Here is a 14,183-nt window from a genome sequence, read left to right as displayed (position 1 = left end):
GTCCTAGGATTTCCCCTATGGCAATTTGTGAGCATCTTTCCAGCGCAGCCGACCCGACCGCCCGCACCCCGGACGGCTGCGAGGAGTGTCTGGCCACCGGCAGCCGGTGGGTGCACCTGCGCCGCTGCCTCACCTGCGGGCACATCGGCTGCTGCGACTCCTCGCCCAACAAGCACGCCACCCGGCACTTCCACGAGGTCGCCCACCCCGTGATCCAGTCGTACGAGCCCGGCGAGCAGTGGCGCTGGTGCTACGTCGACAACGAGATGGGCTGACCGCCTTCCTGGTCCGAAGGCCTTCGGCGGCCGGGCCGCTCAGCGTTCGAGGATGGCCTCCTCGAAGTCGAGCTGGGCCATCACCTCGCGCATCACCTCGTCGTCCAGGCGGCGCTCGTCGCGCAGGCGGACGAAGACCTCGCGCTCGGCCTGGAGCATGTCCCGGCGCAGCCGCCGGTAGAGGGCGCTGGGCGTCTCCGCCCCGTCCTGTCCGGTGCCGCCGCCGAGCCGTTCCCACGCGCCCAGTGAGCGGCGCCACGACTTCTCGCGGAGCTGGTCGATGACCTGCTTGCGGATCTCGTCCGGCTCGCCCTCCAGCTCGGTCAGGCGGTCCAGCACCTCCAGACCGGCGGTGAGCGCGGCCTGCTGGGCGTTGGCCTCGGCGAGCGCGTCCTCGTAGCGTTCGCGTTCGCTGGAGACGCCGAGCCGCCTGATCAGGGCCGGGAACGACAGGCCCTGGACGAGCAGCGTGGCGATCACGGTGGTGAAGGTGAGGAAGAGCATCATCGGCCGGCCCTGGACGCTCTCGGGGATGGAGAACGCCGCCGCCAGCGACACCACGCCGCGCATCCCGGCCCAGCTCACGACGGTGACGTGCGCGCGCGTGGGCGGCGGCTGGTCGGCGGGCCCGAACAGCCGCAGCAGGAACGCCGTCGGGAACACCCAGGCGAACCGCACCAGCACCGTCACCAGGAACACCGCCAGCGCGTAGAGGGCCACCTCCCACGGGCGGTAGCCGCCGATGCCCTGGATCACCGTGACGAGCTGCAGCCCGATCAACGCGAAGACGATCGTCTCCAGGAAGAAGTCGACGACCTTCCACACCGACGTGGACACCAGCCGCGTGCCGAACCCCCGGAGATGCATCTGGTGCCCCAGGTAGAGGCCGACGATGACCACCGAGATCACGCCCGAGGCGTGCACCGACTCGGCGGTCAGGTAGGCCGCGAACGGGATCAGCAGCATGAGCGTGTTCTCCACCAGCGAGTCCCGCGTGTGCCGGAACAGCCAGGCGAACACGAAGGCCAGCGCCAGCCCGACGGCCACCCCGACCGCCGCCGCGTACAGGAACTCGCCGACCGCGTGCAACAGGTCCACCGTGCCGCCGACGGCCGCCGCGATCGCCACCCGGTAGGCGGTCAGCGCGGTGGCGTCGTTGAACAGGCTCTCCCCCACGAGGATGGTCAGCGGCCGGCGCGGCAGGCCGAGCCTGCGCCCGACCGCCACGGCCGCCACCGCGTCCGGCGGCGCGATGATGGCGCCCAGCGCGAACGCCGCCGCAAGGGGCAGCTCGGGCAGCAGCAGGTGCACGAGGAAACCCACGGCGACCATGGTGACCAGGACCAGCCCCACCGACAGCAGCGCCACGTGCCGGGTGACCTCGCGCAGCCGCAGGTAGGAGCTGTCGAGCGCGGCCGAGTACAGCAGCGGCGGCAGGAAGACGTACAGCACCAGCTCGGGCTCCAGCGGCACGGCGGGCACCAGGGGCGACACCAGCAGTCCGGCGGCGACGAGCAGCAGCGGAGCCGACCAGCCCCGGCGGCGGGCCACGGCGGCGACGGCGACCGCCCCACCCGCGACCAGCAGCAACTGCAGGCCCGTTGTCGGATTCACGGGTTTCCTCCCGGTTTGCGGACGGCACGATGGGTTCCATCATGCCGTCCGGTCATCCGGAATCCCGCACAGGCCTGGGGACTCCCGCGGCCGGCGCCGGCGGGCGGTCACCAGTCCCGGCGTTCGCCCCTGTCGTCGTAGCCGCGCTCGTCGTAGCCGCGCTCGTCGTAGCGGCGCTCGTCGTAGCGGCGCTCGTACTGCGCCTCCCCGTAGGGTCGCTCGTCGTAGCGGCGCTCGTCGTAGCGCTCCTCGGGGTGCAGGCGCTCGCCGGTGGAGAACATCGGGTCGCCGCCGACGTAGGGGCGGGACAGCGAGCCGGGGTCCTGCTGGGGGTGCTGCGTGCCGGGCTCGCTCAGGGCGAGCAGCGGGTCGACCGGGTTGGGCGCGCTCTGGCGGGGTGGCGGGTACGCGTCCTGGCCGGAGTACGGGCCCTGGCCGGAGTACGGGCCCTGGCCGGTGTAGCCGTCGGCGCCTCGGTAGGAATCGGCGTACGGGGTGTCCAGGCTGGAGTACGTGTCCTGGCTGGAGTACGTGTCCTGGGCCGGGTAGCGGTCCCGGGACGGCGGGGGCGGCGGGACGGCGCCGCGACGGCCGGCGCCGGGGATGCCGTGCATGGGGGTGCCCAGGCCGGCCGTCCCCGCGCTCTGCTGGTAGCCGGAGTCGGACGGGGTGTAACGGTCCTGGCGAGGCTCGCGGCGGGGCGTGCCGAGCGGGTCGGCGGCCTGCGACGGGAAGCCGAGCGGATCGGTGGACAGCGGCGCCGGCCGCATCTGGTAGCCGCGCTCTCCCTGGGCGGCCACCTGGTGCGGACCGGAGAAGGGGTCGGGGTCCAGGCTGTACTGCGGGCCCGTCGGGGTGGACTCGTCGACGTACTGGGGGCCGGTGAACGGCTCGGCGCGGCCCGGGTCGCGGTAGGAGGGGCCGCCGTAGGACTGACCGGCGCCGGGGTCGGTGTACTGCGGGTCGGTGTACTGCGGGCCGGTGAACGGGCTGCGCTCACCGTACTGGGGAGGCTGCTGGGGGGCCGAGGTGCCGCGCGGCGGCGTGGTCTCGCTGTAGGAGGCGACCAGCTTGTCCTGCGGGGCGGGTTTGTCCTGGGCGGGCGTGCCCCTGGCCACCAGGACGTCGTTGGGTGAGAGCGTCGCCGTGGGACGCTCGTCGGGCTGCGCCTGGGGCATGGGCTGCGACATCGGCTGGGGCGCCGGCGGGGCCACGGGCTGGGGCGGGCGTTGGTACTGGCCGGTGCCCGGGATGACCTCGGTGCCCGGGTCGTGCGCGGGCACGGCGGGCTGCTCGCCCGTGGCCTCCGCGTAGCCGTCGTCGAGGGTGTCGAGCAGGCGGCCGACGTCGTCCATCGGCATGCGGAAGCTGGCGGTGCACATCTCTCCCCGCCACAGGCTGAGGACCAGCGTGCCCTCGTGCCACGTCACCCGGAGGCACCGCTCCTGACCTCGGGCATCGAAGAACACTTCACCGAACGACGGCAACGGGACAACTTCCGACATGGCAGACATACTGCTTTAACCAGCCTTTATTCGTCCACTCAACCCCGGAAAACCCTACTTGACCGGACCTCCCACCCCCATCGGGAGCCCCTCCGGCCACTCTATGCGATGACCGCCGGGGTCCTGATCGTTCAGTGTGCCACGTGCGCCGCCGGACGACTCGGCGAACGACGGGATGCGTCCATCCGATCACAGCCCGCTGCGGGCCGGCGCCGACGATCACGAGGCTGTGGACGACGCGGTTCCGGACGACCCGCCTGTGGATGTCCGGCGCGGCGCGCCGCCGAATGCGGGTACCGTTTACCTCCGTGCCGGACTCCCATCTCCCGCCAGTCGACGAACTGCTCAGCATCGCGGTCAACGCTCTCGGAGGGAGCGAGCGGCAGGGCCAGATCACGATGGTCCAAGCCGTCCAGCGGGCCATCGACAACGAGGAGCACCTCGCCGTCCAGGCGGGCACGGGCACGGGCAAGTCGCTCGCCTACCTCGTGCCCGCGATCCGCCACGCGATGGAGTCCGACACGCCCGTGGTGGTCTCCACCGCCACGATCGCCCTGCAGCGCCAGCTCGTCGACCGCGACCTGCCCCGGCTGTCGGAGGCCCTGGCCAAGGAGCTGCCGCACGAGCCCACGTACGCCATCCTCAAGGGCCGGCGCAACTACCTGTGCCGCTACAAGGCGACGGCGGGCTGGCCCGAGGAGGACGAGCAGGACCAGCTGTTCGACCCGCGCGAGGTCAGCGCCACCGGCCGGATGGTCCAGCGCATCCAGGAGTGGGCCGAGGAGACCGAGACCGGCGACCGCGACGAGCTGGTCCCGGGGGTGAGCGAGCAGGCGTGGCGGCAGTTCTCGGTGAGTGCCCAGGAGTGCCTCGGCGCCAGCCGCTGCCCGAGCGGCGCCGAGTGCTTCGCCGAGCTGGCCCGCTCGAAGGCCGGTGAGGTCGACGTGGTCGTCACCAACCACGCGCTGCTGGCCATCGACGCGATGGGCGACCTGCCGGTGCTGCCCGAGCACGACATGGTGGTCGTGGACGAGGCCCACGAGCTGGTCGACCGGGTGACCTCGGTGGTGACCGGCGAGCTGTCGGAGACGTCGGTGTCGCTGGCCGTGCGCCGGGTGGCCCGGCTGATCGAGCAGCCCATCGCCGACCAGCTGCAGGAGGCCGGCGAGGATCTCAAGGCGCTGCTGGCCGCCGCCCCGCCGGGCCGGGTGGACGAGCTGCCCGAGGTGCTCGCGCTCACCCTGGCGCTGGTGCGCGACTCCGCCGCCCGCTGCGTGACCGCCCTCGGGCCGCGCGGCGCCGACCGGGACGACCCCGACAAGGCCGGGCAGCGCAAGGCGGCGTTCACGGCGCTGGACGAGGTGCACGACACCGCGGTGCGCATGCTGGAGGCCTACGGGCACGCCTCGGAGGCCGACCGGGCCGAGGTGGTCTGGCTCGACGCCGCCACCGACCGCCGCCCGCCCGTCCTGCGCGTCGCCCCGCTCAACGTCGGCGGCATGCTGCGCGACCGGCTCTTCGGCGACCGTACGGTGGTGCTCACCTCGGCCACGCTCGCCCTCGGCGGCACGTTCGACGGCATGGCCCGCCAGTGGGGCCTGGGCGCGGCGTCGAGCCCGGCCTCCGGCTCGGGCGGCGGGTCCGGCACGGGCTCGGGTGCCGGGTCCGGCAAGGGCTCGGGTGCCGGGTCCGGCAAGGGCTCGGGCGGCGGGTACGGGGCCGACTCCGCCAGGACGCGCGACTGGCAGGGCATCGACGTCGGCTCCCCGTTCGACCATCCGCGCGCCGGCATCCTCTACGTCGCCAAGCACCTGCCCCAGCCGGGCCGCGACGGCCTGCCCGAGCAGTACGTCGACGAGATCGCCGAGCTGATCGAGGCGGCGGGCGGCCGCGCGCTCGGGCTGTTCTCCTCCATGCGGGCCGCCAAGGCCGCCACCGAGGCGCTGCGCGACCGCCTCGACGTGCCGCTGCTGTGCCAGGGCGACGACTCGACCATGCTGCTGGTCAAGCAGTTCGCCGAGGACGAGCCGACGTGCCTGTTCGGCACGCTCTCGCTGTGGCAGGGCGTCGACGTGCCCGGCCCGTCGCTGCGGCTGGTCATCATCGACCGGGTGCCGTTCCCGCGCCCCGACGACCCGCTCACCTCGGCCCGCCAGCGCCACGTGGCGGCCAAGGGCGGCAACGGCTTCATGACGGTGGCCGCCACCCACGCCGCGCTCCTGCTCGCCCAGGGCACCGGCCGCCTGCTGCGCTCGCAGCACGACAAGGGTGTCATCGCGGTGCTCGACCCGCGCCTGGCGACGGCCCGCTACAGCGGGTTCCTGCTGGGCTCGCTGCCGCCGTTCTGGCGCACCACCGACCCCGCCATCCCCCGCGCCGCCCTCAAACGCCTGGCCGCCGAGGGCTGACCCGCGCACGAGGGCTGACCCGCGCACCGGGGGCACGACGTGCGGTCGTTCGGGACCGCGCGTGGAGCCGCCGGAGTCGCGGCGCCGCCGCGCGTGGAGCCGCCGGAGTCGCGGCGCCGCCGCGCGTGAAGCCGGGGTTCAGGGGGTCCAGGGGGCGAGGTCGGGGCGCTTGGGGTCGACGCCGTCGCCGCTGGAGACGCCGCGCAGGCGGCGGGCCACCCACGGCACCAGGTGCTCGCGCATCCACAGGGCGTCCTCGCGACGCTTGGTGCGCGGATCCACCGTGCGCGCCGGCCACTCCTTGCGCCAGTCGTCGAACGGCACGCCGAGCACGTCGAGGACGCGGGCGGCGACCAGACGGTGACCGTCCTCGTTCATGTGCAGCCGATCGTCGCTCCAGGCGCGCCAGTCGCGCAGGCCCTGCATCGACCACAGGTCGATCAGGTGGCAGCCGTAGAGGTCGGCGATGGAGCGGATGTGCAGGTAGTAGATGGCGAACCGGCCGCGCAGCCGCCGCATGAGCGGGGTGTCGCGCGGATCGACGCCGGTGAACAGCAGCACGTCCGTGCCGCACGCGCGCAGGTCGCGCACGGCTCGGGCGAGGGTCTTGGCCATCACGTCGGGGTCGCTGCCGGGCCGCAGCAGGTCGTTGCCGCCGGCGCAGAGGCTCACCAGGTCGGGGGCCGTCTCGACGGCGAGCGGCACCTGCTCGGTGACGATCTGGTCGAGCAGCCGGCCGCGTACGGCCAGGTTGGCGTAGCGGAACGCGGGTTCGTCGGCCGCCAGGCGCTCGGCCACCCGGTCCGCCCAGCCGCGGTAGTGGCCGCCCTCTCCCGGGTCGTTCAGGCCTTCGGTGAAGCTGTCGCCGAGAGCCATGAAGGAACGGTAGTGACGGGTCATGAGCACCTTCTCCCGGCGCTGGTCGGAGCGATCGGCGCGGTCGGGGCGGCCGCACTCGCCGTGGTCATCGGGAGATCTCCCGGTAGGCCGCCTCCAGCAGCTCCTCGGCCGGGTCTTCGAGCCGGCCCGGCCGGGCGAGGTCGTCGAGGACGACGAAGCGCTGCTTGGCCCCGCGGTTCTTCTTGTCGAGCCGCATGTGGTCACGCAGCTGCGGCCAGGCGTCGGCGCGGTAGGCGACGGGCAGGCCGACCGAGGTGAGGATGGAACGCGTGCGCTGGACCAGGTCGGCGCCGATGCGCCCGTCGAGGCGGGACAGCTCGGCGGCGTAGACCATGCCGATGGCGACGGCCTCGCCGTGACGCATCCGGTAGTGCTCGGCGCGTTCGATGGCGTGGGCGAGCGTGTGGCCGTAGTTGAGGATCTCGCGCAGCCCCGCCTCACGCAGGTCGGCGCCGACGACGTCGGCCTTGACCCGGATCTTGCGCTCGATGAGCTCGCGGGTGTGGCGGCCGTCGGGCCGGGTGGCCGCGTCGGGGTCGGCCTCGACGAGGTCGAGGATCTCCGGGTCGGCGATGAAACCGCCCTTGATGATCTCGGCGAGTCCGGCGACGTAGTCGGCGCGCGGCAGCGTGGGCAGCGTGGCCAGATCGCACAGCACCCCGGCGGGCGGCAGGAACGTGCCGACGAGGTTCTTGCCCTCGGGCGTGTCGATGCCGTTCTTGCCGCCGACCGCGGCGTCGACCATGGCGAGCAGCGTGGTGGGCACGAGCACCACCTGGACGCCGCGCAGCCAGGTGCCGGCCACGAACCCCGCCAGGTCGGTGGTGGCCCCGCCGCCGACGCCAACCACGGCGTCGGATCGGGTGACGCCGTAGCGCCCTAGCGCCGACCACAGCTGGGCGGCCACCTCGACGGTCTTGGCCTGCTCGCCGTCGGGCACCGGCAGCGCCACCACGTCGTGGCCGGCGTCGGACAGCGCCTCGCACACGGGGCGGGACATCTCCGGCAGGCTCGCCGGGTGGATCACGGCGACCGTGCGGACGCCGGGCTTGAGCAGCCCGGGCAGTTCGCCGAGCACGCCCGTGCCGACGACCACGTCGTACGGGCTGTCACCCCTGACCGTGATCCTCGTCGCGGCCGTCGTCATGGCGTGTGCTCCCTCCGTCGTCGCGCCGGCCGGGCGGCGCTCCGCGCCGTCATGTCGGCAACCCCCGCACGATCTCGTCGACCAGCTCGCCGGGCTCGCGGCCGTCGGTGTCCACGGTGAGGACGGCCAGCCGTTCGTAGACGGGGCGGCGCTCCTCCATGAGCTTCTTCAGCTGGCTGCGCGGGTTGAGCACGAGGAGCGGCCGGGCCGAGGCGAGGCCGACCCGCTGCACCGCGGCGGACAGGCCGACCTGCAGGTAGACGACCCGGTGGCCGGCCAGCAGCGCCTGCGCCTCCTCGTTGAGCACCGCGCCGCCGCCGAGCGACAGCACGCCGTCGTGCTCGGCCAGCGCCGAGCGCACGGCCCGCAGTTCCAGCTCGCGGAAGCGGGCCTCACCCTCGTCGACGAAGATGTCGGAGACGGGCTTGCCGGCGACGGCCTCCACGTCGGCGTCGGTGTCGCGGAAGGCGACGCCGATCCGCTCGGCGAGGAGTCGGCCGAGGGTCGTCTTGCCGGATCCGGGCGGGCCGATGAGCACGACCCTGGGCTGCGCGTCACGAGTCACTTGATCACCATCGAGGACAGGTAGCCGGACAGGTTGCGGGCGACTTCCTCGACGGAGTCGCCGCCGAACTTCTCCAGCGCCGCGTCGGCCAGCACCAGCGCGACCATCGCCTCGGCGACGACGCCGGCGGCGGGCACGGCGCAGACGTCGGAGCGCTCATGGTGGGCCTTGGCGGCCTCGCCGGTCTTGACGTCGATCGTCGCCAGCGCCCGTGGCACGGTGGAGATGGGCTTCATGGCGGCGCTGACCCGCAGGACCTCGCCGTTGGTCATGCCGCCCTCGACGCCGCCGGCGCGGTTGGTGATGCGGCGCACGCCGTCGCCCTCGGTGTACTCGATCTCGTCGTGGGCGCGGGAGCCGGGCCGGCGGGCGGTCTCGAACCCGTCGCCGACGGCCACGCCCTTGATCGCCTGGATGCCCATGAGCGCTCCGGCCAGGCGGGAGTCGAGGCGGCGGTCCCAGTGGGTGTAGCTGCCCAGGCCGGGCGGCAGGCCGTAGGCGAGCACCTCCACGACGCCGCCGAGCGTGTCGCCGTCCTTGTGCGCCCGGTCGATGACCTCGACCATGGCGGCGCTGCCCTCGGGGTCGGCGCACCTCACCGGGTCGGCGTCGACGCGCGCCAGGTCGCCGGGGCCGGGCAGGACCTCGGTGGGCGTGCGGGCCTCGCCGATGGAGACCACGTGGCTGACCACGTCGACGCCGAGCGCCTGCTTGAGGAAGCGCCTGGCCACCTCGCCGAGCGCCACCCGGGCGGCGGTCTCGCGGGCGCTGGCGCGGTCGAGGACCTGCCGGGCGTCGTCGAAGCCGTACTTCTGCATGCCGGCCAGGTCGGCGTGGCCGGGCCGGGGCCGCGAGCGCGGGGCGTTGCGCGCCAGCCCCTCCAGCTCGGCGGGGTCGACCGGGTCGGCGGCCATGACCTTCTCCCACTTCGGCCATTCGGTGTTGCCGATGCGGATGGCGACCGGGCTGCCCATGGTGCGGCCGTGGCGGACGCCGCCGACGATCGTCACCTCGTCCTGCTCGAACTTCATCCGGGCGCCGCGGCCGTAGCCGAGGCGGCGGCGGCGCAGCGCCTCGTCGATGGCGGCCGTGGTCACCTCGACCCCGGCCGGCAGGCCTTCCATGACGGCAACGAGCTCCGGGCCGTGAGACTCTCCGGCGGTCAACCAGCGCAACATGCGTACAAGTCTTCCACGTGCCGCCCAGTGGGATGGCCGGGCGTTCACCAGCCGAGACGTCAGAGCCCGGAGCAGAGCGCGGCGAGCGCGCCGAGCAGCATGAACGGGCCGAGGGGGAACTCGGTGTCGCGGCTCGCCCGGCCGGTGGCGAGCAGCGCCAGGGCGTACAGGGCGCCGCAGAGCTGGCCGGCCACGGCGGCGACGACCCATGCGGGCCAGCCGAGCGAGGCGGCGGCCATGCCGATGAGCCCGGCCAGCTTGACGTCGCCCAGTCCCATCGCGGCGGGCCTGACGAACCAGAGCACGCCGTAGACGGCGGCCAGCGCCGCCGCGCCGAGCAGCGCGCGTGGCAGCTCTCCCCCGGGCAGCAGGCTGAGGGCCAGCAGCGGGTATGCCGGGAGCGTGATCGCGTCGGGCAGCCGGCTGGTGCGCCAGTCGATGATCGCCAGCGCCGTGCCGGCGACGGCGAAGAGCACGTACGGCAGGCCCGCCCGCCAGGCGACCAGGGCGGCCACGGCCGCGGTGACCAGTTCGACGGCCGGCGGCCAGGCGGGGACGGGCACGGTGCGCAGGGTGCGGGCGAGGGCGGCCCGCGCCTCGGCCCCGGTGTCACCGGGGTCCTCCCGGAAGGCGCCGGCCAGGGTCCTGACGTAGGGGCCGGCGAGGAGACCGAGCAGCGCCGCCAGTGCTACCACGGGGCGACCCTAGTGCGCGGTGGCGGGCGGCGCGGGAGTTCGGCCGTTGCGGGCCTCCGGAGAGGGGGGTACGGGCCCGCCGATTGGGCGCAGGGGGGAAGCGGGTCAGCGCCGGGCGGGCCGGTCAGGCCTGCTCCGATCGCTCCCGCGCGGGTCGCTCAGGGCTTGCGGGAGAACCAGCGGCGCCTGCGGGCCGGCGGCGCGGGGGCGGGCTCGACGCGGGCCACGGTGACGCCGGGCAGCGTGCCGAGCGTGCCCGACTCGACGGCGGCCAGCGCCTGCAGCACCTCCCCCTCGATCACGAACGTCACCGGCCCGGCCACGTCCACGACGACGGCGGCGGCCTGCTCGCCCACCGCGGCACGGCAGACCTGCAACGTGCTCGCCTGGATGGGCCGCGCGTCGGGCCGCCACAGCGTCAGCGCCCGGGTGCCGGTGAACGCCAGCACCGCCTCCCGTCCGTCCTTGCCGACGAGCTTGGGCAGCGCCATCTCGCTCTCCTTCTCCTGGCGCACCGCGTGCTCCCCCACCTCGGACGAGGTGAGCAGGGCCACGACGGGCACCAGGAGCCGGGTGCCGGTCAGGGCGCCGAGGACCTCGGCGGGACCGGCCGTGCCGTCGGCGTAGGCCGCGAGCGCGGCGGCCACACCGGGTGCGGCGCTGCCGTCGTCGTCCGGGTCGAGAGGTTGTGGGATGGTCGGCACAGGCCGAGACTACCCGTGGCCGCTCGCGGTCCCGCATCCGGCCGCTCGAGCGCCGCCGGGAACCCTCGGCGCCGCTACCGGGGAAGGGTGAGGACGATGTACGTACGGCACGCGAGCGAGATCTGGCGGGACTTCCCGGAGCTGGTCCCCGGGGTGCTGTCCGCGGGCGGGATCACGGCGGAGGTCCGGCGCGAGGCCGTGGACGCCGTGGTGAGCGAGCACGAGCGGGTGGCGCTGACCCGCCTGGCGAACTCGCCGGAGGGCGAGCTGCCCGAGGTGCGGGCGTGGCGGCGGGCGTTCTCGCGGATGGGGCTGAAGCCCACGCAGTACCGGTGCGCCTCGGAGTCGTTGCTGCGGCGGCTGCGCAAGGAGGGGTCGCTGCCGCGGATCCACCCGCTGATCGACGTGTGCAACGCGCTGTCGGTGGCGTACGCGATCCCGGTGGCCGTGTTCGACGTCTCCGCCGTCACCGGCGGGCTGGAGGTGCGGTACGCGAGCGGGCGGGAGACGTACCTGACCTTCTCCGGGGAGACGGAGAGCCCGCCGCCCGGCGAGGTGGTCTTCGCCGACGAGGCCGGCCGGGCGCACGCCCGGCGCTGGACCAACCGGCAGAGCGGCCTGTCGGCCGTCCGCGACACGACGAGCGAGGTGCTCATCGTCGCCGAGGCGCTGCACGAGTCGGCGCCCGCCGACGTCGGCAAGCTCGTGGCGGCGCTCGCGGGGGTGCTCGGCGACCTGTGGCGGGCCCGCCCTGCGCACACCGTCCTGACCGCGTCGGCGCCCCGCTTCGACACCTGAGACCGCACGGGCTCCGCGCCCTCCAGGACCGTACGACCCGCCACAGGCGGCCGTCCAGACCCGCACGACCCGCCACCGGCGGGCGTCCGGACCCGCACGACCCGCCACCCGCGGCCCATCGCACCGCACGCCCCGCCACCCGCGGCCCTTCGCAGCGTGGTGACCGGAGCGGGCGGCTCCGGACGGGCGCGGCGGGTCAGGGGGCGGAGATGGCCGCCACCGGGCCGCCGCCCGACGGCCCCTGGTGGACGGCGGCCACCGACACGAACACGGCCGGGTCGCCGGTGACCGAGGCCGCCACGCCGCCCACGGCGGCCTTGATCTGCCGGTGCCAGTGGACGTCGGAGTCGTCCAGCATGATGTTGCGCCGCCCCCGTACCCGGCCCGAGGGGTCGGCCTCGCACTTCATGAAGACGTTCACCAGGCGGTCGCCCAGGTCGGACGGGTGGGGGCGGTCGGGCAGGCCGAGGCCGGAGTCGCGGATCGCCGCCCAGATGCCGTCGGCGTCCAGCGCGTCCTTCATGACGCTGTGCCCGATCCGGTACCGGCCGCCGATGCCGCGAACGTTGCCGACGAGCACGATCTGCGCCCGGTCGAGCTCCACCCCGGAGGAGCAGGACGCGACCGACGAGTAGAGGGAGAGGTCCTTGTGGATCTGGTCGGCGTGCGGCATCTCGATCTCGCCCAGGGCGACGGCGATGCCGAGGGCGGTGGTGGAGTTCGACAGGTCCATCGAGGGGCCGGTCTCCTCGATGGCGGTGTCCTTGCCGCGGCGTCTGGCGTCGGTGATGGTGGCGAGGGTGAGCAGCGGCGTCTTGGTCTGGACGTAGTGGACGTCGCGCGGGTCGTCGATGCCGGCGATCTTCATGGCCTCGCGGACGCCGGCCGCGACCTTCTCCACCATGGCGGGCCGGCCGATGTCCTCCGGCAGGATCACCTCGCTCATCGCCACGCCGACCGACACGCGCGGCTCGTCGGACGGCACGGCGACGGCGGGGTCCAGGCTCGCGAAGACGGTGGCGTGCGGGCTGAGGACGCCGTCGGTCCCGCCCGACCACACCAGGGGCACGCTGTCGGGAGCCGGGTGCCCCCTCCTCGCGAGCACCTCGCGGAAGGCCCGGTCGGCCAGGATGCGGGTGTAGTCGTTCACGCCGCCGTTGCCCTCGGTCTTGCCGATGACCGCCAGGACCCGGTGCGCCTCGATCACCCCGTCGTCGATCAGCCGCTCCAGGCCGGAGGCGTCGGTCACGCTCTCGATCGGCACCTTGCGCACTTCAATCGGATCCGGCATCGCACGCCCTTTCTGCACCTGTCCGGCGGATACCCCACCACGTGCCCGGCACGCGGTCACCCCACGCGGCCCCTCGCGCGAAGGACGCGCAAAGACCCCGAAGAACACCGCGAGACCACGACGCTACTCAGACTCGGCGTCCGTTTTCATGGGCAATGTCTGCCCAACGCCGCGGCCCTCGCCTGTGAGGCGGGGCCGGGTAGGGTGCGGGCGTGATGCGCACCGCGAACGTCAACGGGATCAGGCTCGCCTTCCGCGAGGAGGGGGACGCCACGGCGCCCCCGATGGTGCTGCTGCACGGCCGCACCGCCGACCACAACGACTGGAACGGCATCACCCAGCACTTCGCCGCCCGCCACCACGTCGTCGTCCCGGACCTGCGCGGGCACGGCGCCAGCGGGCGCCCGGACGGCTACCTGCTGACGGACATGGCCGACGACGTCGCCGCCCTCCTCGACCACCTCGGCCTCGGGCGGGCCACGGTGGTGGGCCACTCCCTGGGCGGCGTGGTCGCCTACGTGCTGGCCGTGCGCCATCCGGACCGGGTCGAGCGGCTGGTGCTGGAGGACGCGCCGCCGCCGTATCCGCTGGAGGGGCGCCCGCCCCTGGTGGAGGACGACTCCGTCCACTTCGACTGGCGGATGATGCACGCGACCGAACGGCAGCTGGTGCGGCCCGACCCCGCGTGGGCCGAGGCCCTGCGACGGGTGGCCGTGCCAGCGCTGGTGCTGTCGGGCGGGCCGGCCAGCCCGTTCGGCGCCGAACGGCTCGCCGAGCTGATCCCGGGCGCCCGGCTGGTCACGATCGGCGTCGGCCATCTCATCCACGTCGGCGACCGCAAGGCGTTCCTGCGGGCGGTCGACGACTTCCTCGCCGCCACCGGCACGGGAACGGCGGCGGGCACGGGAACGGGCCCGGGCGTCGGCTGAGCCAGGCGAGCGGCACCTCGGCCGAAGCGCCCGCCGCGCGGCGCACGCGCGAGGCACGCGCGGGGGACGCGCGAGGCACGCGGGGGGACGCGGGGCCACCCGGGCGGCACGCGGGGGACTCGCGGTGCACGCGGATCACTCGGTGCTTTCGGGGGAAAAAATACCGATCGTACG

The 14,183-nt window shown here is 74.1% G+C and carries 13 protein-coding genes; 4 read left to right on the top strand and 9 right to left on the bottom strand.

Features of this window, described 5'->3' with window-relative positions:
- The first annotated feature begins 17 nt into the window (after positions 1 to 17).
- On the top strand, positions 18 to 275 hold the full coding sequence (locus CXR44_RS08790) for a ubiquitin carboxyl-terminal hydrolase 14 (protein WP_101784461.1): 258 nt from the start codon (positions 18 to 20) through the stop codon (positions 273 to 275).
- 39 nt (positions 276 to 314) lie between these two features.
- Here the strand turns inward: CXR44_RS08790 and CXR44_RS08785 are convergent, their stop codons facing one another.
- Together CXR44_RS08785 and CXR44_RS08780 are read right to left on the bottom strand one after the other, a co-directional pair.
- Complete coding sequence (locus CXR44_RS08785) at positions 315 to 1,889, bottom strand: Na+/H+ antiporter (RefSeq protein ID WP_101784459.1); 1,575 nt, start codon at positions 1,887 to 1,889, stop codon at positions 315 to 317.
- 107 nt (positions 1,890 to 1,996) lie between these two features.
- Positions 1,997 to 3,394, bottom strand: coding sequence for a hypothetical protein (locus tag CXR44_RS08780; RefSeq protein WP_144069907.1), 1,398 nt, complete (start codon positions 3,392 to 3,394; stop codon positions 1,997 to 1,999).
- A gap of 287 nt (positions 3,395 to 3,681) precedes the next feature.
- On the opposite strand from CXR44_RS08780, the gene CXR44_RS08775 reads away from it, so the two are divergent.
- Positions 3,682 to 5,802: an ATP-dependent DNA helicase gene (locus CXR44_RS08775; RefSeq protein WP_101784455.1), complete on the top strand. Its 2,121-nt coding sequence runs from the start codon at positions 3,682 to 3,684 to the stop codon at positions 5,800 to 5,802.
- A 138-nt stretch (positions 5,803 to 5,940) separates the two neighbouring features.
- Here CXR44_RS08775 and CXR44_RS08770 read toward each other — a convergent pair whose 3' ends face one another.
- The 6 genes from CXR44_RS08770 to CXR44_RS08745 form a co-directional block, all read right to left on the bottom strand.
- Positions 5,941 to 6,702, bottom strand: a complete 762-nt coding sequence (locus CXR44_RS08770; protein ID WP_101784453.1) for an SGNH/GDSL hydrolase family protein — start codon at positions 6,700 to 6,702, stop codon at positions 5,941 to 5,943.
- Positions 6,703 to 6,766: 64 nt separating this feature from the next.
- Complete coding sequence (aroB, locus tag CXR44_RS08765) at positions 6,767 to 7,849, bottom strand: 3-dehydroquinate synthase (protein WP_101784451.1); 1,083 nt, start codon at positions 7,847 to 7,849, stop codon at positions 6,767 to 6,769.
- Positions 7,850 to 7,898: 49 nt separating this feature from the next.
- Positions 7,899 to 8,414 (bottom strand): shikimate kinase, encoded by a 516-nt coding sequence (locus CXR44_RS08760; RefSeq protein WP_144069906.1) that lies wholly within the window; start codon positions 8,412 to 8,414, stop codon positions 7,899 to 7,901.
- Positions 8,411 to 9,592, bottom strand: coding sequence for a chorismate synthase (aroC, locus tag CXR44_RS08755; protein WP_101784447.1), 1,182 nt, complete (start codon positions 9,590 to 9,592; stop codon positions 8,411 to 8,413). The genes CXR44_RS08760 and aroC overlap by 4 nt, the downstream gene beginning before the upstream one ends.
- Positions 9,593 to 9,651: 59 nt before the next feature.
- Positions 9,652 to 10,287: a prepilin peptidase gene (locus CXR44_RS08750; protein WP_101784446.1), complete on the bottom strand. Its 636-nt coding sequence runs from the start codon at positions 10,285 to 10,287 to the stop codon at positions 9,652 to 9,654.
- Positions 10,288 to 10,445: 158 nt separating this feature from the next.
- A complete protein-coding gene (locus CXR44_RS08745) occupies positions 10,446 to 10,991 on the bottom strand; it encodes an SseB family protein (RefSeq protein ID WP_101784444.1) in 546 nt (181 codons plus the stop codon).
- A 96-nt stretch (positions 10,992 to 11,087) separates the two neighbouring features.
- Here CXR44_RS08745 and CXR44_RS08740 point away from each other — a divergent pair, with 96 nt between their 5' ends.
- Positions 11,088 to 11,789: a B3/B4 domain-containing protein gene (locus CXR44_RS08740; protein WP_101784443.1), complete on the top strand. Its 702-nt coding sequence runs from the start codon at positions 11,088 to 11,090 to the stop codon at positions 11,787 to 11,789.
- A gap of 196 nt (positions 11,790 to 11,985) precedes the next feature.
- Here the strand turns inward: CXR44_RS08740 and bar are convergent, their stop codons facing one another.
- Positions 11,986 to 13,080, bottom strand: a complete 1,095-nt coding sequence (gene bar / locus CXR44_RS08735) for a barbiturase (protein ID WP_101784441.1) — start codon at positions 13,078 to 13,080, stop codon at positions 11,986 to 11,988.
- Positions 13,081 to 13,295: 215 nt separating this feature from the next.
- Between bar and CXR44_RS08730 the strand changes: the two genes are divergently transcribed.
- Complete coding sequence (locus CXR44_RS08730; protein ID WP_101784440.1) at positions 13,296 to 14,009, top strand: alpha/beta fold hydrolase; 714 nt, start codon at positions 13,296 to 13,298, stop codon at positions 14,007 to 14,009.
- The last annotated feature ends 174 nt before the right edge of the window (positions 14,010 to 14,183 follow it).

This window comes from Nonomuraea indica, assembly GCF_002850745.1.
In the GTDB taxonomy this organism is placed as follows: domain Bacteria; phylum Actinomycetota; class Actinomycetes; order Streptosporangiales; family Streptosporangiaceae; genus Nonomuraea; species Nonomuraea indica.
This window is presented reverse-complemented; position numbering and strand designations above follow the sequence as displayed.